At 74.5% G+C, this 24,462-nt stretch carries 8 protein-coding genes; 6 read left to right on the top strand and 2 right to left on the bottom strand.

Going from position 1 to position 24,462, the window contains the following annotated elements:
• Window positions 1–44: 44 nt before the first annotated feature.
• Window positions 45–15,680 (top strand): amino acid adenylation domain-containing protein, encoded by a 15,636-nt coding sequence (locus ACFYW3_RS04160; RefSeq protein WP_389385466.1) that lies wholly within the window; start codon window positions 45–47, stop codon window positions 15,678–15,680.
• Window positions 15,681–15,758: 78 nt separating this feature from the next.
• Window positions 15,759–15,899: a hypothetical protein gene (locus ACFYW3_RS04155; RefSeq protein ID WP_389385465.1), complete on the top strand. Its 141-nt coding sequence runs from the start codon at window positions 15,759–15,761 to the stop codon at window positions 15,897–15,899.
• A 92-nt stretch (window positions 15,900–15,991) separates the two neighbouring features.
• On the opposite strand, the gene ACFYW3_RS04150 is transcribed toward ACFYW3_RS04155, so the two are convergent.
• Window positions 15,992–17,953 carry an ABC transporter ATP-binding protein gene (locus tag ACFYW3_RS04150; protein WP_389385464.1) on the bottom strand — a complete coding sequence of 654 codons (1,962 nt, stop codon included), beginning with the start codon at window positions 17,951–17,953 and terminating at the stop codon, window positions 15,992–15,994.
• Entirely contained in the window at window positions 17,950–19,647 is a 1,698-nt protein-coding gene (locus ACFYW3_RS04145; RefSeq protein WP_389385463.1) for an ABC transporter ATP-binding protein, read from the bottom strand. The genes ACFYW3_RS04150 and ACFYW3_RS04145 overlap by 4 nt, the downstream gene beginning before the upstream one ends.
• 194 nt (window positions 19,648–19,841) lie before the next feature.
• Here ACFYW3_RS04145 and ACFYW3_RS04140 point away from each other — a divergent pair, with 194 nt between their 5' ends.
• From ACFYW3_RS04140 to ACFYW3_RS04125, 4 genes are read left to right on the top strand one after another with little or no spacing between them, the layout of a single operon-like run.
• Window positions 19,842–20,912: a FecCD family ABC transporter permease gene (locus ACFYW3_RS04140; RefSeq protein WP_389385462.1), complete on the top strand. Its 1,071-nt coding sequence runs from the start codon at window positions 19,842–19,844 to the stop codon at window positions 20,910–20,912.
• The gene (locus tag ACFYW3_RS04135) at window positions 20,909–22,024 is read left to right on the top strand and encodes an iron chelate uptake ABC transporter family permease subunit (protein WP_351758317.1); all 1,116 of its coding nucleotides are present in this window, start codon (window positions 20,909–20,911) and stop codon (window positions 22,022–22,024) included. The genes ACFYW3_RS04140 and ACFYW3_RS04135 overlap by 4 nt, the downstream gene beginning before the upstream one ends.
• On the top strand, window positions 22,021–22,878 hold the full coding sequence (locus ACFYW3_RS04130) for an ABC transporter ATP-binding protein (protein WP_351758315.1): 858 nt from the start codon (window positions 22,021–22,023) through the stop codon (window positions 22,876–22,878). The genes ACFYW3_RS04135 and ACFYW3_RS04130 overlap by 4 nt, the downstream gene beginning before the upstream one ends.
• Before the next feature lie 12 nt (window positions 22,879–22,890).
• A complete protein-coding gene (locus tag ACFYW3_RS04125; RefSeq protein WP_389385461.1) occupies window positions 22,891–24,462 on the top strand; it encodes an amidohydrolase in 1,572 nt (523 codons plus the stop codon).

Genomic DNA, 24,462 nt, shown 5'->3' with positions numbered 1-24,462 from the left:
GCAGGTCCCCGTCCCGCGCGAACCAGGGAAAGGCTGAACGAACGATGTCTGACGCCGCCGAGCCGGACAACCCGGCATCCGACTCCGCAATACCCGTCACCGGCGGGCAGGCCGGGATCTGGCCGGCCCAGCGGATCGAGCCGGACAGCTCGGCCTACAACGTCACCTTCACCCTGGAGTTGCGCGGGCCGGTCGACCGCGACCGCCTGACCGCCGCCGTGCGGCAGGTGGTCGAGGAGGCCGAGTGCCTCCACGTACGGTTCACGGCGGACGCCGACGGGCAACCCCGCCAGCACACCGAGCGGTTCCCGGTCCACGTTCCCCTCGTCGACCTGCGGGACGCGCCGGACGCGGAGTTCGCGGCCTGGGACTGGATGGAGGCCGACCGCGCGCGGCCCTTGGACCTCGCGCGGGGCCCCCTCTTCCGGCACGCCCTGGTCCTGCTCGCCGACGATCGCGTCCTGTGGTACCAGCTGTACCACCACATCGTCATCGACGGCCTGAGCGTGGGACTGCTCTCGCGGCGGGCCGGCGAGCTCTACGGCGACGCGGGACCGGTCGGCGGGATCGACTGGACGTTCACCCGCCTCACGGACTCCGAGGCCGCCTACCGCGCCTCCACGAGCTTCGCGGAGGACCGCGCGTACTGGCTGGAGCGGCTCGCGGACCGGCCCGAACCCGTGCGCCTCGTGCGGCGCGGGCCCGCGGTGATCGCCCGCCGGGTGCGCCGCACCGACGAGTACTCGGCGCGGGACACCGCACGCCTGCACGCCGGCGCCGAGCGGTCGGGCGTACGGCTCTCCCGGCTGCTCGTCGCGGCCGTGGCCGCGTACCTCCACCGGGTCACGGGCGCACAGGACCTCGTCCTCGGGCTGCCCGTCACCACCCGGGTGGACCCGGGGACGCGGGAGGTCCCCGGCATGGTCTCCAACATCGTCCCGCTGCGGCTGCGCGTACGGCCGGACATGACCGGCACGGAGCTGCTGGCCGAGGTCGACCGGCGCGTCACCGAGGCGGTGGCCCACGGCCGTTACCGCTCCGAGGAGTTGGCCAAGGACCTCGGGCTCGTCGAGGGCGTGGCCGAACTCGTCGGTCCCACGGTCAACGTGCTGCCCGGCACGGGCTGGCTGCGCTTCGGCGAGCACCCGGGTGACCTGCGCCCCCAGTGGATGGGACCCGTCAGCGACCTGGCCGTCACGGTGGGCGAATCGCAGCGCGGCGCCGTTCGCTTCCACTTCGACGCCGACGCGGACGTGAGCGACGACGAGGAGGTCGGCGGCCACGCCCGGCGTCTGCGCCGGGTGCTCGACTCCCTCGTCGACGCGCCGGAACTCCCCCTCGGTCGGATCGAGTTGCTCTCGGACTCCGAGCGGGACCACCTGCTCGGCTCGCTCGGCGTCAGCCCCCACCCCACCGAGGACGTGTCCTGGCCGGCCGCCTTCGAGCGCCGCGTGCGACTCTCCCCGGACCGCACGGCCCTCGTGTACGAGGACCGCACCCTGACCTACGGGGAGCTGAACTCCGCCGCCAACCGGCTGGCCCGGCTGCTCCTGGCCCGCGGGGTGGGCGCCGAGGACGTCGTCGCCGTGGCGGTTCCCCGATCCCCCGAACTCGTGGTCGCCCTGCTCGCGGTGATGAAGGCCGGCGCGGCGTACCTGCCGCTGGACGCCGACCACCCCCGCGAGCGGATCGCGTACATGCTCGCCGACTCCCGCGCGCGGACCGTCGTCACCACCCGGGAGACCGCCGACGGACTGCCCGAGGGCACCGCCGCCGGCCGGCTGGTGCTCGACGATCCGGCGACCGTCGCGGAGCGGGCGGCGGCCGATCCCTCGGACCCCGGGGTTCCGGTCGTCCTGGACCAGGCCGCCTACGTCATCTACACCTCCGGGTCCACCGGGCGCCCGAAGGGCGTGGTCGTCTCCCACGACGGCATCGGCAGCCTGATCGCCACCGCCACCGAGCGGATCGGCATCGACGAGGACAGCCGCGTCGTGCAGTTCGCCTCGGTCGGCTTCGACGTCACCGTCTGGGACCTGGTCATGTCGCTGTGCGTCGGTGGTCGGGTCGTTCTCGTGCCCGCCGAGCGCCGGGTCGCGGGCCCGGCCCTCACCGACTACATCCGCGGGCACGGCGCCACCCACATGATCCTGCCACCGTCGCTGGTCTCGGCGCTCCCCGCGGAGTGCGAGCTGCCCGAGGGCTCGGTGCTCGTCGTCGGCACGGAGGCCGTGCCGGGCGAGCTGATCGCCCGCTGGGCCGGGCGGGTGCGCATCGTCGTTGCCTACGGGCTGACCGAGGCGACCGTCAACTCCACTCTGTGGTCGGCGGATCCGTCACGTCCGGGGCCCGCGCCGATCGGCCGCCCCGACCCCAACACGCGCACGTACGTGCTCGACTCCGCGCTCCGCCCCGTCCCGGTGGGGGTGGAGGGCGAACTGTACGTCGCGGGCCGGGGCCTGGCCCGGGGCTACCTGGGTCGGGCCGCGCCGACCGCGGAGCGGTTCGTCGCGGACCCGTACGGGGACCCGGGTACGCGGATGTACCGCACGGGCGACCGGGTCCGCTGGGGCGCCGACGGGAACCTGGAGTTCCTGGGCCGGGCGGACGGTCAGTTCAAGATCCGGGGGCACCGGATCGAACCGGGCGAGATCGAGAGCGCGTTCATGGCCTGCCCGGGCATCGCGCAGGCCGCCGTGCTCGCCGTCAAGGACCACCGGGGGGCCGGGCGCCTGGTCGCCTACCTGGTCGCCGACTCCGGGGCGAACGAGGCGCACGAGGCGCACGGGGCCTCTGGCGATCGGGGCGGCGCCGGACACGCCGCTGACGGACACACCGCGGACGGGCCCGCCGCGGACGCGGTCGTGCGGGCCGCGCGCGACCGGGTGGCCGAGGTGCTGCCGGAGCACATGGTGCCGTCCGCGGTGCTGCGCCTGGACGGCCCCCTACCGCTGACGCCCAACGGAAAGCTCGACACGCGGGCGCTGCCCGCGCCGCGCTGGACGGAACTCACCGGGGACGCGGAGCCGACCACGCCGGCCGAGGCGCTGTACGCCGGACTGTTCGCGGAGGTGCTCGGGCTGCCTTCGGTGGGCGTCCACGACAGCTTCTTCGAACTCGGCGGCGACAGCATCGTGGTGATCCGACTGGTCACCCGGGTCCGGGAGGCCGGTGTCGAGGTCAGCCCGCGCGAGGTGTTCCGGCTGCGCACCCCGGCCGCGCTGGCGCGGGCCACCGGCGCCGCGTCCCCCGACGCACGGCCGCCCGCCCCGCTGCCCGAGCCGTTCTCCCTCGTCGCTTCGACGGCCGCCGAGCGCGCCGACTTCGTCGCCGCCGTCCCCGACCTGGTGGACATCGTCCCGGCCACGCCCCTCCAGGAAGGTTTCTTCTTCCACGCGCAGATGGACGGTGCCGGGGCCGACGGGTACGCCGTGCAGGACACCCTCGACCTCGCGGGCGACGTGGACGCTGACGCGCTGCGCGTCAGCGTCCAGCACCTGCTGGATCGTCATCCGCTGTTGCGCGCGGCCTTCGTCCAGCGCCCCGACGGCCGGATCCTGCAGCTCGTCGGCGAGCACGTCGAGTTGCCCTGGAGCCGGGCGAACCTTTCGGGTCTGGACCCTGACCGGCGGGACGCGGCGGTGCAGGAGGCCGCCGCGGCGGAACGGGCCGCCGGTTTCGACCTGGGAAGGCCGCCGCTGCTGCGGGCGGCCCTGCTCAGGCTCGGCGCGGACCGGTCGCTGTTGATCCTGACCCTGCACCACATCATCGCCGACGGTTGGTCGGTGTCCCTCCTGCTGCGCGACCTGCTCGCCGGGTACCGGCCCGGCGAGGTGCCGCCGCGCCCGACACCCGATCCGGGCTACCGCGCGTACGCGGGCTGGCTCGCGGGCCTGGACCGGGAACGGGCGCGCGCCGCGTGGCGCGGGGCGCTGGCCGGGCTCGACGTACCGGCCGGGTTGCCCGTGCGGCCGGTGGGGGCGGGTGCCGGCGGGTTCGGCCGGGTCACCCTGGATCTCACGGAGCGGGAGACGGCCGCGCTGACGGCGCGGGCCCGCGCACTCGGGCTGACCCTGGGCACGGTCGCGCAGGGCGCCTTCGCGCTGGTCCTCGCGGACGTGCTCGGCTCGTACGACCTGGTCGTCGGGGTCACGGTCTCGGGTCGGCAGGCCCCTGTCCCGGGGGTCGACACCCTGGTCGGCCTGCTGATCAACACCGTTCCGGCGCGGCTGGCCTGGCGTCCGGAGCAGCCGCTGGGCGAGGTGCTGTCCCGGTTCCAGGAGGGTCAGGCGGAGCTGCTGGACCACCAGCACCTCGGCCTGGCGGAGATCCAGCGTGCCGTGGGCCGGGGCGAGTTGTTCGACGCGCTGGTGGTGGTCGAGAACCTGCCGGACGGCGGGGAGCGCCGCGATCCCGCGGGACGGATCCGGATCACCGGCTCCCATGTCCGGGACTCCGTGCACTATCCGCTCGCGTTGACCGTCCTGCCGGGCGCGCGGCTGGGCCTGCGGCTCGATCACGACCGTTCCCGGCTGGACGACCGGGCCGCCGAGCTGTTCGCCCGGCGACTGCGCGCACTGTGCGCGCAGTTGGTCGCCGATCCGGCCCTGCCGGTGGCCCGTGTCGGCCGCGGGGTCGCCTCGGGAGCCCTGGCCGGGACGGTGCGGCCGCTTCCCGGCACCACCGTGCACGCGGCGTTCACCGCCCAGGCCCGTCGAACGCCGGAGGCGACGGCGCTGCGGCACGACGGCCGTGGCACCGGATTCGGCGAACTGGACTCGCTGGCGCAGTCGTTGGCGCACCGGCTGGCCGCCGAGGGCGCGGGTCCCGAGGTCGTGGTCGCGGTCGCGGTGCCCCGTTCGGCCGGCGAGGTGGTCGCGCTGCTCGGCGTGCTCAAGGCGGGCGCCGTGTGCCTGCCCGTCGATCCGGGGGCGCCGTCCGAGCGGGTCGGGCACATGCTGGTCGACTCGGGTGCGCGGATCCTGGTCACCACCGGGGAGGTGCGGGACGCGCTGCCCGCCGCGGCCGGGGTGCGCACGGTGCTGGTCGACGTGGACGGCGCCCTCGTCGGGGCCTCCGTGCACGGTCCGCGCGCGCTCCCGGACACGGATCCGGACTCCGCCGCCTACCTGATGTACACCTCGGGGTCCACGGGCCGGCCGAAGGGGGTGGTGGTGACGCACCGCGCGCTGGCCGGGCAGCTCGCCTGGACGGCCGAGCGGTTCGGCTTCGGTCCGGACGACCGGGTGTTGCACCAGTACGCGGCCGGCTTCGACCCGTCGCTCCAGGAGGTGTTCGTCCCGCTGCTGACCGGGGGGACGGTCGTGATCGCCCGGCCCGACGGGCACCGCGATCCGGCGTACCTGATCTCCCTGATCCGCTCCGAACGGGTCACGACCCTCGACCTGGTGCCCTCGCTGTACACGGCGTTGCTGGCCGAGGAGGTGACCCCGGGCGGCGACGGGCCCTGGTGGTCGGGTCTGCGCCGGGCGTTCAGCGGCGGCGAGGCCCTGACGGTCCCGGCGGCCCGGCGCTGGCGCGAGCGCACCGGCGTCCCGCTGTTCAACGTGTACGGGCCGACCGAGGCGGTCATCCAGGTCACCGGCTGGGAGGCCGGCCCGGATCCGCTGCCCGGCGGGGGCACGGCCGCCACCGTGCCCATCGGCCGTCCGGTGTGGAACACCCGGCTGTACGTGCTCGACCGGCACCTGCGGCACGTGGCCGCGGGTGAGGCGGGAGAGCTGTACATCGCCGGTGCCCAGCTCGCCCGCGGCTATCACGCGCGCCACGCCCTCACGGCGGAGCGGTTCGTCGCCGATCCGTTCGGCGCTCCGGGCGAGCGGATGTACCGCACCGGGGACCTCGTCCAGTCCACCGCGGACGGTGTGCTCACCTGTCTGGGGCGCACCGACCACCAGGTCAAGATCAGGGGTAACCGGGTGGAACTCGGGGAAGTCGAAGCGCGCCTGCGCGCCGAGAGCACGGTCGGCGAGGCGGTCGTGGTCGCCCGCGCCGACGAGCGCGGGGTCAACCGGCTGGTGGCCTATCTGGTCCCCGCCGGCGTGGACGCGGTGCCCGACCCGGAGGAGGTCCGCCGGTCCCTGGCCGAGTCGCTCCCCGAGCCCATGGTGCCGAGCCACTTCGTCGTCCTCGACGCGCTGCCGTTGACCGCGGGCGGCAAGACCGACCTGGCGGCGCTGCCGGCGCCCGAGGTGCGGCGCGGCTCCCGACCGGCCCCGGCCGACTCACCGGGTGACCGCGAACGGCGGTTGCGGGAGGTGTTCGCGCAGGTCCTGGGCCTCGACGAGGTAGGCGGCGACGAGGACTTCTTCGTGCTCGGCGGGGACAGCATCCTGTCCATGTCGGTGGCGGCGCGGGCCCGCAAGGCGGGGCTGACCGTGACCCCCCGGGCGGTCTTCGAGCACCGTACGCCGGCCGCGCTGGCGGCGGCGGTCACGCCCGCCGGGGCCGCGCAGGACGGTCCGGAGGTCGCCGCCGACTCCGACGGGGTCGGCGACCTGCCGTTGCTGCCGATCGTCCACCAGCTCCGGGAGGACGGCGGTCCGATCGGCCGCTTCAACCTGTCGATGCTGCTCCGCTCCCCCGCCGGGGCCGACCTCGCCTCCCTGGCCGGCGCGCTCCAGGCCGTGGTGGACCACCACGACGGCCTGCGCCCGGTGCTGTCCCGGATGGACCTGGGGCCGGCCCTGCCGGCCCTGTGGTCGGCCGTGATCCGGCCCCCCGGCGCGGTGGACGCGGCGGGCCTGTCGCGCCGCGTCGACGCCCGCGGTCTCGACGGGGCCGCGCTGCGGGCCCTGATCGCCGAGGAGTCCGACGCGGCGGCTTCCCGGCTGGACCCCGACGCGGGGACCGTCCTGCAGGCCGTCTGGTTCGACGCGGGCGCGGGAACGCCGGGTCGACTGCTGCTCGTCGTGCACCATCTGGCCGTCGACGGGGTGTCCTGGCGGGTGCTGCTCGGTGACCTGGCCGTCGCGTGGGAGGCGGTGGCGCGCGGCGGACGGCCCGTGCTGGAACCCGTGCCGACCTCGCTGCGGCGGTTCGCGCGGGAGGTCGTCGAGCAGGCGACCTCGCCGCGGCGGCAGGCCGAACTGCCCTACTGGGCGGGGGTGCTGGCCCCCGGGGCGGAGTTGCTGCCGGGCGCGGGTCGGACCGGTACCGTCGGGGCGGCGCGTGAGCACGAGGTCCGGTTGACGGGCGAGGAGACCAGGGCGCTGTTGACGGCGGTGCCCGCGGCGGCCGGTGCCGATGTCACCGAGGTGCTGCTCGCGGCGCTGCGGGTGGCGGTGGCCCGGCGCGGCGGCAAGCCCGAGGGCGACCTGCTGGTGGACCTGGAGCGGCACGGGCGCGAGGGCTTCGGGGACGGGCTGGACCTGTCCCGTACGGTCGGCTGGTTCACGGGACTGCATCCGGTGCGGCTGCCGGCGGCGGGCGATCCGTGGGAGGTCCTCGGGCGGGTCCGGGAGGCGGTGCGTTCGGCTCCGGACGCGGGCGCCGGGTACGGCATGCTGCGTTACCTCAATCCGCAGCTCGCCCCGGTCTTCGCCCGGCTCTCGGGTGCCCAGTTGCTGTTCAACTACTTCGGTCGGCTGCCGGCGGACCAGGATCGGGACTGGGCACCCGCCGTCGAGGCGGACGCGGTGCGCGTGGAGCCCGACGCGGGGCTGGCGATGCCCTACGCGCTCCAGGTCAACGCCGTCTGCGCGGACACCCCGGCCGGTCCCGAGCTGCGCGCCACGTGGACCTGGCCGCAGGGCGAGGGCGGGGCCCTGACCGGGCAGGACGTGTGCGAACTCGCCGACGCCTGGACGGCGGCCCTGCGCGAGTTGATCGCCGGCGCCGGAGCGGACGTCACGCGCGGGCTCGGGCCGGCGGACCTGTCGTTGGTGGACCTCGACCAGGGGGAGATCGACGTGGTGGAGCGGGCCGCCCCGGCGCCCGTCGCCGATGTGTGGCCGCTGTCGCCGCTCCAGGAGGGCATCCACTTCCACGCCAGTTACGACACGTCCGCGCTGGACGTCTACACCGCCCAGGACTGTTTCGACTTCGACCGTCGCCTCGACGTGGACCGGTTGCACGCGGCCTGCGCCACGCTGCTGGCCCGCCATCCGGCGCTGCGCACCGGCATCGTCGGCGACGGTCTGCCGGGCCCGGTGCAGTTCGTCTGCCCGCCGGACACGATCACGGCGCCGTTGGTCGAGACCGATCTGACGGGGCTCGACGAGGCGGCGCGGGAGGAACGGCTGGCGGAGATCTCCGCGGCGGACCGGTTGCTCCGCTTCGACCTGACGTCGCCCCCGCTGTTCCGGCTCCGGCTGATCCGGCTGACCCCGGGCACCGACCGGCTGATGCTCAGCCACCACCTGGTGGCCTGGGACGGCTGGTCGCAGTCCCTCTTCCTGGAGGAGCTCCTCGGCCTGTACGAGTCGGCGGGCGACGCCGCCGGGATGGGGACGCCGGGAAGCTACCGCGACTACCTGGCCTGGCTCGCCGGGCAGGACGTCGACGCGGCCCGGGAGACCTGGCGGCGCGCCCTGTCCGGGCTCGCGGAACCGACACTCGTGGCGCGGGAGCGCGGCGGCGAGCCGACGATCCCGCGCCGCCGTTCCCTCGACCTCGGCGCGGAGCTGAGCGAGCGGCTGCGCCGGTGCGCCCGGGAGCAGGGGTTGACCGTCAACGCGGTGCTGTCCGCGGCGTGGGCCCTGGTGCTGTCGGCGGCGGTGGGCCGGGACGACGTGGTGTTCGGCGCGACGGTGGCGGGTCGTCCCGCGGAGGTGCCGGGCGTCGAGTCGGCGATCGGCATGTTCCTGAACACCGTGCCACTTCGGGTGCGGCTGCGGCCCGAGGAGAGCGTCCTGGAGCTGCTGCGCCGGGTGCGTGCGGAGCGGGTCGCGGTGATGGACCACGAGTACCTGGGGCTGGCGGAGCTCCAGCGGGCGGGCGGTCACGGGGTCCTGTTCGACACCCTGTACGTCCTGCAGAACTTCGCCGACGAGGACGGTTTCCGCCGGCTGGCCGAACGGCACGGCATCACCGGTGTGGGCAGTGTGGACGCCACCCACTATCCGATGACGCTGATCGTCAATCCGGCCTCGGTCGTCGGCGTGAAGCTGGAGTACCGCTCCGACCTGATCGACGACGAGCGGGCGGCGGCCACCCTGGAGCGCTACCGGCTCGTGGTGGGCCGGCTGATCGACGGCCTCGCGGAGCGGGTCGCGGCGCTGGACCTGCTGCTGCCCGAGGAACGGGCCGCCCTGGACCGGGCGTCGGCGGCTGACCTGCCGGTGCCGAACGAGACCGTCGCCGACATGCTGGCGGACCAGGTCGGCCGTACTCCCGACGCGGTCGCGCTGGTCTTCGGCGCGCGGGAACTCACGTACGCGGAACTGGACGACCGGATCAACCGGTTGGCCCGGCTGCTGCTGGCCCGGGGCGCCGGACCCGAGCGGGTCGTCGCCCTGGCGCTGCCCCGTTCGATCGAGATGGTGGTGGCACTCTTCGCGGTGCTGCGCACGGGGGCCGCGTACCTGCCGCTCGACCTCGACCATCCCGCCGACCGGCTGCGGCTGATGATCGAGGACACCGGTCCCCTGTGCGTGGTGTCCACGGTGGCCGTCGCGCCGACCCTGCGCGGGGAGGCGGGCCCGCTCGCCGTCGAGTTGGCGTTGGACGATCCGGCGGTCGTCGCCGAGCTGGCCGGGCTGTCCGGCGGGGTGGTCACGGACGCCGAACGGCCGGCGTTCGCCCACACGGTCGCGGACCGGTTGGAGCACCCGGCGTACGTCATCTACACCTCCGGTTCCACCGGTCGCCCCAAGGGCGTCGTCACCCCGTACCGGGGGTTGACGAACATGCAGCTCAATCACCAGGTGGAGATCTTCGATCCGGCCATCGCCTCGGCGGGCGGCCGGCGGCTGCGGATCGCGCACACCGTCTCCTTCGCCTTCGACATGTCCTGGGAGGAGCTCCTCTGGCTCGTCGAGGGCCACGAGGTGCACGTGTGCGACGAGGAGCTGCGGCGCGACGCCGCGGCCCTGGTGGACCACTGCGACCGGCACCGGGTGGACGTGGTGAACGTGACCCCGACGTACGCCCAACTGCTCATTGAAGAGGGCTTGTTGGAGCGGGACGAGGCCGCGGGCAGACACCGCCCCGCGCTGGTCCTGCTCGGCGGCGAGGCCGTGTCCGACGCGGTGTGGGGCCGGCTGGCCCGTACGGAGGACACGTACGGCTACAACCTGTACGGCCCGACCGAGTACACGATCAACACGCTCGGCGGGTCCACCGCCGAGAGTGCCGGCCCGACCGTGGGCCGGCCGATCCGCAACACGCGCGGGCACGTGCTGGACGCGATGCTGCGGCCGGTCCCGCCGGGCAGCCCCGGTGAGTTGTACATCTCCGGCACCGGCCTGGCGCGCGGCTACCACGACCGGCCGGCGCTGACGGCGGAGCGGTTCGTCGCCGATCCGTTCGGGGCGCCGGGGGCGCGCATGTACCGGACGGGTGACCTGGTGCGACAGCGCCCCGACGGGTTGATCGACTTCCTCGGTCGGACCGACGACCAGGTCAAGATCCGCGGCTACCGGGTCGAGTTGGGCGAGATCGGGGCGGCTCTGTCCGGGCACCCGCTGATCGCCCACGCGGCCGTCGTGGTGACGGAACACGCGGGGAACAAGCGGCTGGTGGGGTACGTGGTGCCCGATGCGGCGGCGGCCGAGGCCGGCGACACGCTGCTCACGGAGGTCCGCGAGCACCTCAAGGCGGTGCTGCCCGGCTACATGGTCCCGGCCGCCCTGGTGGCCGTGGAGACCCTGCCGTTGACGGTGAACGGCAAGCTGGACGTACAGGCCCTGCCCGCACCGGACCCGGGCGGCTCCGGCACCCGCCGGCCGCCGCGCACCCCCCGGGAGGAGGTGCTCCGGGCGCTGTTCGCGGAAGTGCTCGGGCTGCCGGAGACCGCCGTCGGCATCGACGACTCGTTCTTCGACCTCGGCGGTCACTCCCTGCTGGCGACCAGGCTCGTCGGCAGGGCGCGCACCGCCCTCGCGGTGGAGCTGGCGATCCGGGACCTGTTCGAGGCCCCGACCGTGGCGGAACTGGCCGGGCGCGCCGAAGGGGGCGGGCCGGCGGGCCGGCCCGCGCTCACGGCGGGCGAGCGGCCGGCCGAACTTCCGCTGTCCCACGCCCAGCAGCGCTTGTGGGTGATCCAGCAGATCGACTCGGCATCGGCCGCGTACAACTTCCCGCTCGTGATGCGGCTGCGCGGCCGGCTCGACGTGGCGGCCTGGCGGGCGGCGCTGGCCGACGTCACGGCCCGCCACGAGGCCCTGCGCACGGTCTTCGTCACCCGGGAGGGCCTGGCCTTCCAGCGGGTACTGCCCGCGGACGGGGCCCTGCCGGTGGTGGAGGTCGCCCCGGCGACCGAGGAGGAGCTGCCCGCCCTGATCGACACGGCGGTGCGCCGCCCGTTCGACCTCTCGGGGGAACTGCCGCTGCGCGCGACGGTCCTCACGGTCGGCGCCGAGGACCACGTGGTCGTCCTGCTGCTGCACCACATCACCACAGACGAGTGGTCGGACCGGCCGTTCCTGCGCGATCTGACCACCGCCTACGCCGCCCGGCTGGGCGGGACGGCCCCGCACTGGGAGCCGTTGCCCGTGCAGTACGCGGACTACGCGCTGTGGCAGCGGGAACTGCTCGGTGACGTCGCCGATCCCGGCAGCCTCGCCGCGCGGCAACTGGACTACTGGCGCGGCGCCCTGGAGGGGGCGCCGGAGGAGATCGAACTGCCCGCCGACCGGCCCCGACCCGCCCGGCCCGTCTTCACCGGTGGTGAACTGGACGTCTCGTTCGACGCGCGGGCGCACCGGGGGCTGCGCCGGCTCGCGAAGGAGCACAACGCGAGCATGTTCATGGTGGTGCACGCGGCCGTCGCGGCGCTGTTGCACCGGATGGGCGCGGGAGCGGACATACCGATCGGCTCTCCCATCGCGGGGCGCGGCGACGAGGCCCTGGACGACCTGGTGGGCTTCTTCGTCAACACGCTGGTGCTCCGTACCGATCTGGGCGGGGACCCCGCCTTCGGTGAGCTGGTGGACCGGGTGCGCGACACCGCGCTGGCGGCGTTCTCGCACGCCGACGTGCCCTTCGAGGCGGTGGTGGAGAAGCTCAATCCGACGCGCTCGCTCGCCCGCAACCCGCTCTTCCAGGTCATGGTCGGCTACCACCACCGCACCGGTGAGGACGCGGCCCTGCCCGGGTTGGCGGTGGAGTACGTGCCGTTCCGGATCAGCTCGGCCAAGTTCGACCTCGTGTTCAGCTTCACCGAGCGCACGGGCGCCGGCGACCCGGAGGCGGACGGACTCGACTGCCGGCTGGAGTTCGCCACCGAGCTGTTCGACCGCGAGAGCGTGGAGCGGCTGGGCGAGCGGCTGCGCCGGCTCGTCTCGGCCGCGGCCGTCGACCCGGACCTTCCGGTGTCCCGTCTGGAGATCATGGACGTCGGGGAGCTGCGTCTGGTGCGGGAGGAGTTCAACGCCACCGACCGGGTGGTGGACGAGCTGTCCCTGCCCGCGCTGTTCGCGGCTCGGCTCGCGGAGCGGCCCGACGCCCCGGCGGTGGTCGAGCGGACCACGACACTGGGTTACGCGGGTCTCGACGCCCGGTCCGACCGGATCGCCCGGCTGCTGGCCGCGCGCGGGGTGGGCGCCGAGAGCGTGGTCGGGGTGGCGGTGCCGCGCTCGATCGACATGGTCGCGACGGTGCTGGCGGTCCTCAAGCTGGGTGCGGCGTTCCTTCCGCTCGACCTGGTCCATCCCGCCGACCGGCTGGCGTACATGGTCGAGGACTCGCGTGCCGTCCTGGTCGTCGGAACCGAGTCCGTGGCGGGGAAGATCCCCTCGGTCGAGGGGGTCCCGGTGGTCCTGTTGGACGCCCCGGGCACGGCGGCCGAGCTCGACGGGCTGCCCGACGGGGCCCCGGACCTGCCGGACGTCCCCCTGGACGGGGCCGCGTACGTGATCTACACATCGGGTTCGACGGGCCGCCCCAAGGGCGTGGTCGTCCCGCACGAGGGCATCTCCAGCCTGGTCGCCACGGCCGTGGACCGGATGGGGTTGCGCCGCGACAGCCGGGTTCTCCAGTTCGCGTCGATCGGCTTCGACGTGGCCGTGTTCGAGCTGGCGATGGCCCTGTGTCACGGCGGCCGGCTGGTGCTCGTCCCCGACGAGGCGCGGGTGGCGGGATCCGCGCTCACCGAGTTCCTGGCGGAGCAGGGCGTCACGCACATGATCCTGCCGCCCTCGCTGGTCTCGGCGCTGCCGGCCGGCTGTGAGCTGCCGGAGGGCTCGACGATCCTGGTCGGCACCGAGACGGTGCCCCCGGACCTGTTCGAGCGCTGGGGCGCCACGGTGAACCTCATCGCGGCGTACGGACTGACCGAGGCCACCGTGAACTCGACGCTGTGGCCGGCGCGTCAGGCCGGCGGGCGTCCCGGCGGGCGGGTGCCGATCGGTCGTCCCGACCCCAACACCCGCTGCTACGTGCTGGACGCGACCCTCTCCCCCGTCCCGCCCGGGGTGACCGGCGAGCTGTACGTCGCGGGTCGGGGTCTGGCCCGCGGCTACCTGGGCAGGCCCGGGCTGACCTCCGAGCGGTTCGTCGCCGACCCGTTCGGGGCGCCCGGCGGCCGGATGTACCGCACCGGGGACCGGGCCCGTTGGCGGCGGGACGGCGATCTGGACTTCCTGGGCCGGGTCGACACGCAGGTGAAGATCCGCGGTTTCCGCATCGAGCTGGGCGAGATCGAGGCGGCCCTGGCCGCGCATCCCGGCGTGGCGCAGGCCGCGGTGGTGGCCGACCGGGACGGGGACATCGTGCGTCTGGTGGGGTACGTCGTGGCGGAGCGCGGGGAACTCGATCCGCGGGCCCTGCGCGCGCACGCGGCCGGACTGCTCCCGGAGTACATGGTGCCCGCCCTGGTGGTGCCGCTGGACGGACCGCTGCCCCTCACCCCCAACGGGAAGCTGGACCACAAGGCGCTGCCCGCGCCCGACTGGTCGGGGATGACGGGCGACGCCCGGCCGGCCGATGCCACCGAGACACGGCTGGCGCGGTTGTTCGGCGAGATCCTCAAGCTGGACGAGGTCGGTGTCCACGACGACTTCTTCGCCCTGGGCGGCCATTCCATGGCCTCCATGCGCCTGCTGGGCCTGATCAGGGCCGAGTTCGGGGTGGAGCTGAGCATCCGGGACGTCTTCGACGCCCTCACGGTCAGCGGCATCGCGAAGCGGCTGGCCGGCGCGCGGGCGGCCCGGCCGGCCCTGCGGGCCGGCGCCGGATCGGAGCCGCAGGAGCTTCCCGCCGCGCCGGTGCAGGGCGCGCAGTGGCGGGCGTACGGACCGCGGCCCGGTTTCGACAGCGCGCTCGCGCTGCGCTCGCCGGGCGGGCTCGACGCCCGCGCGCTGGCCGACGCGCTGGCCGACGTGGTGGACCGGCACGCCCCGCTGCGCACCTCCTTCGAGGAGGACGCGGGTGAGCTGTGGCTGCGTCCCGCCGTCGAACCGCCGGTGCTGGCCGTCGAGGAGTGCGCGGACCTGGAGTCCCGCCTCGCCGAACTCGCGGGCGAGACGGCGGACCTGACCTCGCAGGCCCCGCTGCGGGCGCGGCTGCTCACCGCTCCCGACGGGACGCAGGCCCTGGTGCTGGCCTCGCACCACCTGGCGGTGGACGAGTGGTCGGTGGTGCCGCTGTTCCGGGACCTGACGACGGCGTACGCGGCCCGGGTCCGCGGCGCCGCGCCCGACTGGGAGCCGTTGCCGGTGTCGTACGCGGACTACGCGCTCTGGGCACGCGAGGTGCTCGGCGACCTCGACGACCCGGGCAGCGCGGGCGGGCGGCAGCTCGCCTACTGGCGCCGGACGCTGCGGGAGGCGCCGCACGCCCTGGCCCTTCCGACGGACCGTCCGCGGCCCGCGGACGCCGGGCGGGCGGGATACACGGCCGGGCAGGTGCCGTTCGTTCTCGACGAGGGCTTGCACGCCCGGGTGGACGCCCTGGCCCGGGAGAGCGGCACCAGCATGTTCATGGTGCTGCACGCGGCGCTGTCGGCGCTGCTGACGGCGCACGGCGCGGGTACCGACCTGCCGATCGCGACCATGGTCGCGGGCCGGTCGGACGAGCGGCTCGCCCCGCTGGTCGGTTGCTTCCTCAACACGGTGGTGTTGCGCACCGACACCGGCGGCGACCCGACCTTCCTGGAGCTGCTGGCGCGGGTGCGGGAGACCACGCTGAGCGCGCTGGACCACCAGGAGGTGCCGTTCGACGCGGTGCTCCGCGCCTCGGGGTTGTCGGCGCGGGGGCCGCAGGTGGCGGTGGTCCACCACGAGCAGGCGGACCTGGCCGAGTTGGAGGGCGGCATGGGCACCTTCCAGGCCGTTCCGGTCGCCCGGACCACCGCGGAGCTGACGCTCGGGTTCTACGAACCGCGCGGCGGGGGACCGGTGTACGGCGAGCTGATCCACGCGATCGAGCTGCTCGGCCCGGCCAAGGCCCGGCGGCTCGCCGAGGAACTCCACGTGCTGATCGGGCACGTGGCCGACGATCCGCGGCAGCCGCTCTCGGAGCTGTTCGCGATCATGTCCACCAGGAGTGGGAACGCATGACGACCCGATGACGATCCACCCGTCGGAGGCCCCCGGGGAGGCTTCCCGGTCCTGGCCGACGACGAGGACCGGCACTCGTTGTGGCCCGCCTTCGCCGAGGTGCCCGCCGTCCGGCGGATCGTGTTCGGGGAGGACACCCGGGGCGCCTGCCCGACGTACGTCGAGACCCACCGGACGGACGCGCGGCCCAAGAGCCCGGTCGGAGGGCGGGAGGACTGACCCTCCGGGGCTCCCGGAGACGGGCGGAGCCCCGGACCTCGCTGCCGCGACGTCCGGGGCTCTCGACTGCGTATCGGGCCTTCCCGGGGCGCTCAGGCCTCGCGGGGCCGGGGCAGGGGCAGGGCGCCGTCCGTCGGACCGGAGCGCCGGCTGTCGGACCAGGCCGCCCAGAGGCCGGCGTAGCGGCCGCCCGAGGCGACCAGTTCGGCGTGGGTGCCGCTCTCCACGACCCGGCCCCGGTCGAGGACGACGATCCGGTCCGCGCTCGCCGCCTGCGGCAGCCGGTGGGCGACCATGAGTCCGGTCCGGCCCTCCAGGGCGCGCAGCGCGGCGGCTTCCAGGGTGCGGGCGCCGGCGCTCCCGGCGTCGGCGGTGGCCTCGTCGAGGATCGCCACCGGCGGATCGGCGAGCACGAGCCGGGCCAGGGCCAGTTGTTGGGCCTGCGTCACCGTCAGCCGGTGTCCGCCCTCCCCCACGACGGTGGCCACGCCCTCGGGCAGGGCCTCCACCCAGGTCAGGGCGTCGACGCGGGCCAGCGCGGCGGTGATCTCCGCGTCGGTCGCCGCGGGGCGGGCCAGCCGCAGGTCGTCCGCGAGCGGTCCGGCGAAGACGTGGACCTCCTGGCTGATCAGGGTCACGGCGGCGCGTACGCCCGCCGGGCCGAGCTCGCGGGTGTCGGCGCCGCCGAGTTCGATCGAGCCGGAGGTCGGTCGGTGGACGCCGGCGATCAGCTTGGCGAGGGTGGTCTTGCCGGCGCCGCTGGCGCCGACGAGCGCCACGCGTTCCCCGGTCCGGACCTCCAGGTCCACCTCGGTCAGGACCGGGTGGCCGGCCTCGTAGGCGTGGCCGAGCGCCCGGACGCGTACGGAACCGTCGGCCGGTCGGGCCGCCCCCGCGGGGCCTTCCTCGGCGGGCAGGGAGGCGACGCCGACGAGCCGGGCGAGGCTCGCGCCGGCGGACTGGGCGTCGTCGATGAGGAAGAGCGCCGTGTTGACGGGGTTGAACAGGCCGTGGAAGTAGAGCGCCGCGGCGGTGGCGGTGCCGATGCTCACGGAGCCGTTGCCGACCAGCAGGAAGCCCGTGACCAGCACGGCGGCGAGCCCGATGAACTCGGCGAGGTTGAGTCGGGAGAAGAAGCCGGAGACGAGCCTGATCCCGCGCAGCGCCAGGTCCACGGCCTCCCGCGAACGCGCGTCCAGCAGTCGGGCGTGCTGCCCGGTCAGGCGGAACGCGCGCACCGTGCGCACGCCGCCCACGCTGTCGAGGAGCTGGTGCTGGAGGGCGCCGTTGGCCACGCGGTGGGCGGCGTACACGGGGACCGCGCGCGGGATGTACCAGCGGACGGTCAGGACGTGGACCGGGACGGCGAGCAGTACGGCGAGCGGGAACCGCCAGTCGAGCACGGCGAGTCCGGCCAGGGTCAGCACGATGGTCAGGAGGGCGGTGGTGAACTCGGGGAGGGCTTGGCGCACGACCCGGGTGATGAGGGTGACGTCGCCGGTCACCCGTGAGGTGAGGTCGCCCGAGCCGGCCTGTTCGACGCGTTCCAGCGGAAGGTTCAGGGCCCGTTCGATGAACCGTTCGCGCACCCCGGCGAGGACGGTTTCGCCGAGCCGTGCGACGAGGGAGCTGCCGAGGGCGGTGGCGGCGCCCCGGCCGACGGCCACCGCGAGGAGAAGGATCATCGGGACGGTCAGCGAGCCGGCGCCCCGGTGTGCGGCCACCAGGTCGACCATGCGGCCGAGGATCGGGGCGGTGAGTAGGCCGATGCCGGTGCCGAGGGTGAGGACGGCGGCGGCGGTGAGGGCCTGGAGGCGGCGTCCGCGCAGCAGTTCGGCGACGGCGGCGAGGGTCTGTCGGCCGGTGGCCACGGGCAGGATGGCGCGCGCGGCGGCGACCGGGCCGCCCCGGGCGGACGCGTCGCCCGGCGGCGGCGCGTCGGTCGGCGGCGGCACGTCGGTCGACCCGGGCGACTCGTCGCGCCCGGTCGGTTCCTCGCGCCCGGTCGGTTCCTCGGGCCCGGTCGGGTCCTCGGGCGTGTGGTCGGGACTCATACGAGCACCACCGATCGGTAGGACGCGTCGTCGGTGACGAGTTCCGGATGGCGGCCGTCGGCGGTCACGGCGCCGTCGCGGATGACCACGACACGGTCGGTGACGGACAGCAGCGCGGGGCTGGTGGTGACGAGGAGCGTGGTGCGTCCCTTGCGCAGGTCGCGCAGGCGGGCCGCGATCAGCGACTCGGTGACGGTGTCCACGGCGGTGGTCGGGTCGTGGACGACCAGGACGTGCGGGTCGGCGGCCAGGGCCCGGGCCAGCGCGACCCGTTGGCGCTGCCCGCCGGACAGCGACCTGCCGCGTTCGCTGAGCGGGGTGTGCACGCCCTGGGGCAGCGCGCGGGCCACGTCGTCGGTGGTGGAGGCGTTGAGCACCGGGCCGAGGTCGGCCACGGAGGTGTCGGCGCCCGCCCGGACGTTGTCGAGCAGGCTGGCCTCGAAGAGGTCGGCGTCGTGGTGGGCGACGAGGACGGCGCGGCGGACGGCGTCGGGGTCGAGGCGGGACAGGGCGATCCCGCCCAGTTCGACCGTGCCGCGCTCCGGGTCGAACTCCCGGCCGAGGCACAGCAGCAGGTCGGTGGCGGCGGCCGGGTCGGGGCAGACGACACCGACCAGGCTGCCCTCCGCGATGTGCAGGTCGATGTCGCGCAGCGCCCCGTACGAGACGCCGCGCAGCCGCAGTCCCCCCGTGAACGGGTCGGGCAGGACGGCGGTTCCGGCGGGCACGGCGTGCGAGGAGTCGAGCACCTCGCCGATCCGGGCGGCGGAGGCGCGGCCCTGGGCGAACTCGGCGCTGACGTAGGTGAGGAGTTGGAAAGGCCCGAGGAGGAACTGCGCGAGACCCACGGCCGCGACGAGTTCACCGACGCTGAGCGAGCCGTCCATGGCGAGGCGGGCTCCGACCAGCCCGATGACGGCGATGAAGACGCCGGTCAGGGACAGGATCGCCCCGTCGTGCCAGGACCGGCTGCGGGCGGCGCGCAGGGCGGCCGCGAGGGAGTCCCGGCTGGTGCGGCGGTACCGGTCCACGGCCGCCGGTTCGGCGCCGATGCCCTTGAGCACGCGCAGGCCGGCGACCAGGTCGGCGGCGACTCCGGAGGCGTGCGCGGCCTGATCCTGTTCGGCCTCGCTGCGCCGTTCGAGGGGGCGGCTGATGAGGTGTCCGAGCCACAGCAGGGGCGGTACCCCGAGCAGGATGAGCAGGCCGAGGGGTACCGATACGCGCAGCAGGGCCACGGCGCTGACGGCGAGTCCGGCGACGGCGGCGATCCCGTACGGCAGGGCGGCGACCACGGCGCCCACCCGGGCCGCGTCACCGGTGGCCATGGCGGTGAGCGCGCCGGGCAGTCGGCCGGAGTCGGCGCCGCCGCGCGGGTCGAGGACCCGGGCGCCGAGTTCGGTGCGGATGCGGTGGGCGGCCAGTTCGCCGGAGCCGTCGGTGATGCGGGCCGCGGTGCGGTAGCAGGTGGACAACACGAGGAAGAGCACGGCGAGGACGAGCAGCCAGCGCAGGAGCGCCGCTCCGGATCCGGTGGCGACGGCCCGGTCGATGATGACGCCGATGACGACGGGGACCATCGCCTCGCAGGCCTGGTGGGTCGTGCCGAGGAGCGAGGCGGCGGCGACCCGGCGCCGCTGCGCGGTGATCGCGCGCCGGAGGACAGAGCCTCCGGGTGGGCTGCCGTCGAGCATGCGGGACCTCCGGAGGTCTCGGGTTAGGTGAGGCTACTCTAATGTTCGACCCTCCCCATCGGGTGCGAATTCCCCCGTCGGACGGACTGCCATGCGATGCGGGCGCGTTGACCCCTCGGCGAACATTCGGTTAGCCTCACCTAAGTTGAACGTGCTTGGTTGCGTTGTGCGATCGGTCGCCGAGGGGAGCCGTGTTGTCGGTCGAGACCCGGGCGAAGGTCGGACGTGATGCCGAGGAGCTCCCGGCTCCTCGGGGACGCGGAGCCGCGATGGCGGCCGTGCGGAGCGTGGGGTTGCTGGTCGCGCTCGCCGCGCTCGTGGTGATCGCCCTGCTGAGCGTGTGGTCGGGCACCCGCGACATCCCCTTCACCTCGACGTGGGGGGTGCTGTGGAACCCCGACGGCTCGCAGACCTCCGTGATCATCCACAGTTACCGGATCCCCCGGACCGTGCTCGGACTGCTGGTGGGCGTCGCCCTCGGGTTGTCCGGCGCCCTGATGCAGGCCCTCACCCGCAACCCGCTGGCCGACCCGGGCCTGCTCGGGGTGAGTCTGGGGGCCTCGACGGGCGTGGTGGTCGCCATCGCCTTCCTGGGCATCGGTTCGGCCCTCGGCTACGTCTGGTTCGCCTTCGTGGGAGCCGCCGTCGCCTCGGTCGTGGTCTTCCTGCTCGGCTCGGCCGGGCGGAAACTGGCCACCCCCGACCGGCTGGTGGTGGCCGGGGCCTCCGTCACCGCCGTGTTGTACGCCTTCAACTCCGCGATCCTGCTGCTGAACCCGCGCGCCTTCAACCAGTTCCGCCACTGGACGGTGGGTGCGCTCGCCGGCCGACGGATGGACGTGGTGTGGGTGATCCTGCCGTTCGTCGTCGCCGGCCTGGTCCTCGCCCTGCTGCTGGCCCCCTCCCTCAACGCCCTCGCCATGGGCGACCAACTCGGCCGCGCCCTGGGGGTGAACGTCGGCCGCACCCGGATCCTCGGCGTGATCGCCGTGATGCTGTTGTGCGGGGCGGCGACCGCCGCCGCCGGGCCGATCGGGTTCGTCGGCCTGGTGGTCCCGCACGTGGCCCGCTTCGTGGTCGGCCCCGACCAACGCTGGGTGATGGCCTACTCGGTGGTGCTGGCACCGATCCTGCTCGTCGGGTCCGACGTCCTGGGCCGGGTGATCGGCGCGCCCGGCGAGATCCAGGTGGGCATCGTCACCGCGTTCGTCGGGGCGCCGCTCTTCCTCGCCCTCTGCCGCCGCCGAAAGCTGGTCATGCTGTGAGCCCCGCCCGGGGGACGGAGTCGCCCGACGCGGCCGTCCGCCCGAAGTCCCGTCCCGGCGCCCCCTCGCGGGTGATCAGCGGCCGGGTGGTGCGCGGCCGTCGAGGGGGCGTCTCCCTGCGCTTCCACGGCCGTACGCTCCTCGTCGGCGGCACGCTGGCCGTCGTGCTCGTCGCCGTCATGCTGGTCACCCTGACGACCGGCGACTTCACCCTGTCCGTGCCCGAGGTCCTCCGGGCCCTCACCGGCCAGGGCTCCGGAGCGGCCGACTTCATCGTCAACACGCTGCGCATGCCCCGCCTGGTGACCGCCCTGTGCGTGGGCGCCGCCCTGTCGGTGAGCGGCGCCATCCTGCAGAGCCTGACCCGCAACGCCCTGGGCAGCCCCGACATCATCGGCTTCACCAACGGTTCGGCGACCGGGGCGCTGGTCGTGATCGTCACCCTGCACGGCAGCATGACCCAGATCGTGTTCGGCGCCCTGATCGGAGGGCTGGGCACGGCCCTCGCCGTGTACCTGCTGGTGTTCAGCGGGGGCGTGCAGGGGTTCCGTCTCGTCGTCGTCGGGATCGGGGTCAGCGCGCTGCTGCTCGCCGTCAACGCGTACCTGATCACCCGCGCCAGTTGGCAGGAGGCGCTGGAGGCGCAGGCCTGGCTCGTCGGCACCCTCGGCAACCGGACCTGGGACCACGCGGCGGCCGTCGGGATCGCCGTGGCCGTCCTGCTGCCGCTCGCGTTCCTCCTGGGCGGCCGGCTGACCATGGTGGAGATGGGCGACGACACCGCGATGGCGCTCGGGGTGAACGTGGCGCGCACCCGGACCGCCCTGCTGATCGTCAGTGTCTCGTTGGCCGCCTTCGCCACGGCGGTGACCGGCCCGATCGTGTTCATCGCGCTGGCCGCGCCCCAGTTGGCCCGCAAGTTGATCCGTTCCTCGGGTTCCGGCCTGGTCCCGGCCGCCCTGATGGGCGCCGTCCTGCTGGCCGTGAGCGACCTCGCGGTGCAGCGCCTGTTCACCCACGCCCTCCTTCCGGTCGGCACCGCCACGGGAGTCATCGGCGGTCTCTACCTCATCTGGCTGCTGGTCACCGAGTCGCGAAAGAGCCGCGCATGACACGTACGAGCGCTCCCGACACCGTCCCGACGGCCCGGCTGCGGGCCGAGGGCCTGACCCTCCGCTACGAGCAACGGACCGTGGCCACCGACCTCGGGGTGGTCATCCCCGACCACTCCTTCACCGCGATCATCGGCCCCAACGCCTGCGGGAAGTCCACCCTGTTGAAGGCGCTCGCCCGGATGCTCAAGCCCACGGCGGGCGAGGTCTACCTGGACGGGGCCGCCATCGCCTCGTACCGCTCGCGCGAGGTGGCCCGCCGGCTCGGCCTGCTCCCGCAGACCTCGACCGCCCCGGGCGGGATCACCGTCGGCGACCTGGTGGCCCGGGGGCGCTACCCGCACCAGCGGATGCTGAAGCAGTGGGCCCCGGAGGACGAGGACGCGGTGGTCGAGGCGATGCGCCAGACCGGAGTGCTGGAACTCTCCGACCGGCCGGTGGACGACCTCTCGGGCGGGCAGCGCCAACGCGTCTGGCTGTCCATGGTGCTCGCCCAGCAGACGTCGATCCTGCTGCTCGACGAGCCGACCACCTACCTCGACATCGCCCACCAGGTGGAGGTGCTGAACCTCTGCGCCGACCTGCACGAGCACAAGGGCCACACCATCGTCGCCGTGCTCCACGACCTCAACCAGGCCTGCCGGTACGCCGGTCACCTGGTGGTCATGAGGCCCGGCGGCACGATCGCCGCCGAGGGCGACCCCGCGACGGTGATGACGGCCGAGCTGGTGCGGGACGTCTTCGGCCTGCCCTGCCGGATCATCGAGGACCCGGAGACCGGCACCCCGCTGATGGTCCCCACCGCCCGCACCCGCCACCCCCTGACGCCGGAACCGGTGGCTCCCACTTCCTGAGGACCGATGCCCATGCTCAGTACGCGGCTGACCAACGCGCACGTCGTCACCATGGACCCGGCGCACCCCGTAGCCCACGACATCGGGATCTGGCGCGGCCTGATCGTCGGCCTCGACGAGGCGGTGACGGGGCTGCCCGCCCGGGAGGTGGTCGACCTCCAGGGCGCCACCGTGTTGCCGGGGTTCATCGACAGCCACGTCCATCTGGCCTGGACGGGGCTGAAGGCGGCCACGCCGAGCGTGGCGCCGTGCGAGCGGGTCGAGGACGTGTTGGCGGTGGTGGCGCGGGCCGTCGCGGACAAGCCGCCCGGGGCCTGGGTGGACGTCGTCGGATACGACCAGCGGGCCCTGAGACGGCATCTGACGGCCGTCGAACTGGACAAGGTCAGTGCGGGCCGCAAGGTGTTCATGCTGCACGACTCCGGGCACGGCTGCGTGGTCAACAGCGCCGTCCTGGATCTGCTGCCCGCCTCGGCGGCGGCCGGCGGGGGTTTCCTCGCCGAGAGCGCCATGACCGCCGCCCGACGGCTGCGACTTCCCTACTCCCAGGAGGAGTTGGCCGACGCCATCGAACGCGCCGGCCGGCAGTGCCTGGCCGAGGGCATCACCGCCTGCGCGGAGGCCGGGATCGGTGGCGGGCTCCTCGGCCACAGCCCGGTCGAGGCCGGCGCCTACCAGTCGCTGCGCGACCGGGGCCGGCTTCCGCTGCGGGTCCAGTTGATGGCGGCCGGGGACACCCTGCGCCCCGTGGCGGCCCACGCGGACGACGGTTTCCCCCGCGCGCTCGACCTCGGGCTGCGGACCGGGTTCGGGGACGACTGGCTGTCCGTCGGCGCGCTCAAGATCTACACCGACGGCGGCATGATGGCCCGTACGGCCGCGCTGACCGGCCCGTACGTCGGGACGGACGGCATCGGTGAACTCCAGGACTCCCCGGAGGCGATCACGGACCTGATCGTGGACGGGCACCTCGCCGGCTGGCAGCTCGCGGTGCACGCCATCGGCGACCGCGCCGCCGACCTCGCCTTGGACGCGCTGGAGCGGGCGCAGGGTCTGCGGCCCCGGCCGGACGCCCGGCACCGGATCGAACACGCCGGGCTGATCCGCCCGGACCAGTTGCCGCGGTTCGCCGCGCTGGGTCTCAGCGCGGTCGTCCAGCCGAACTTCCTGCGGTACTTCGGGGACGACTACGCGGCCGTCATGGGCCCCGAGCGGGCCCCGTGGATGTACCGGGGCCGCGGGTTCCTCGACCACGGGGTCACCCTGGTGGGCAGTTCCGACCGGCCCGTGACGGACGGTTCCCCCCTGCGGGCCGTCCAGTTCATGGTCGAGCGGGCCTCGCTGTCGGGGCGGGCGATCGGCCCGGACGAGGCGATCAGCGTCGAGGAGGCCCTGTACGCGTACACGGTCGCCGGCGCCCACGCCTGCCGCTGGGAGGACCGCGCGGGCAGTCTGGCACCGGGGAAGCGGGCCGATCTGGTGGTGCTGGCCGACGATCCCTCGCGGGTGGAGACCTCGCACATCGGCGACATCGAGGTACTCGACACCTACGTGGACGGCGTGCCCACGGCGGGCCGGGTGTGA

Source organism: Streptomyces sp. NPDC002602 (assembly GCF_042889445.1).
Taxonomy (GTDB): Bacteria; Actinomycetota; Actinomycetes; order Streptomycetales; family Streptomycetaceae; genus Streptomyces.
The sequence above is the reverse complement of the archived record's forward strand: the minus strand, read 5'-3'. Positions and strand labels throughout refer to the sequence as shown.

Excerpts from the sequence above, each read along its gene's own strand:
- ACFYW3_RS04160 (WP_389385466.1), top strand. The coding sequence starts at position 45 with ATGTCTGACGCCGCCGAGCCGGACAACCCGGCATCCGACTCCGCAATA.
- ACFYW3_RS04150 (WP_389385464.1), bottom strand. The coding sequence starts at position 17,953 with ATGAGTCCCGACCACACGCCCGAGGACCCGACCGGGCCCGAGGAACCG.
- ACFYW3_RS04145 (WP_389385463.1), bottom strand. The coding sequence starts at position 19,647 with ATGCTCGACGGCAGCCCACCCGGAGGCTCTGTCCTCCGGCGCGCGATC.
- ACFYW3_RS04130 (WP_351758315.1), top strand. The coding sequence starts at position 22,021 with ATGACACGTACGAGCGCTCCCGACACCGTCCCGACGGCCCGGCTGCGG.
- ACFYW3_RS04125 (WP_389385461.1), top strand. The coding sequence starts at position 22,891 with ATGCTCAGTACGCGGCTGACCAACGCGCACGTCGTCACCATGGACCCG.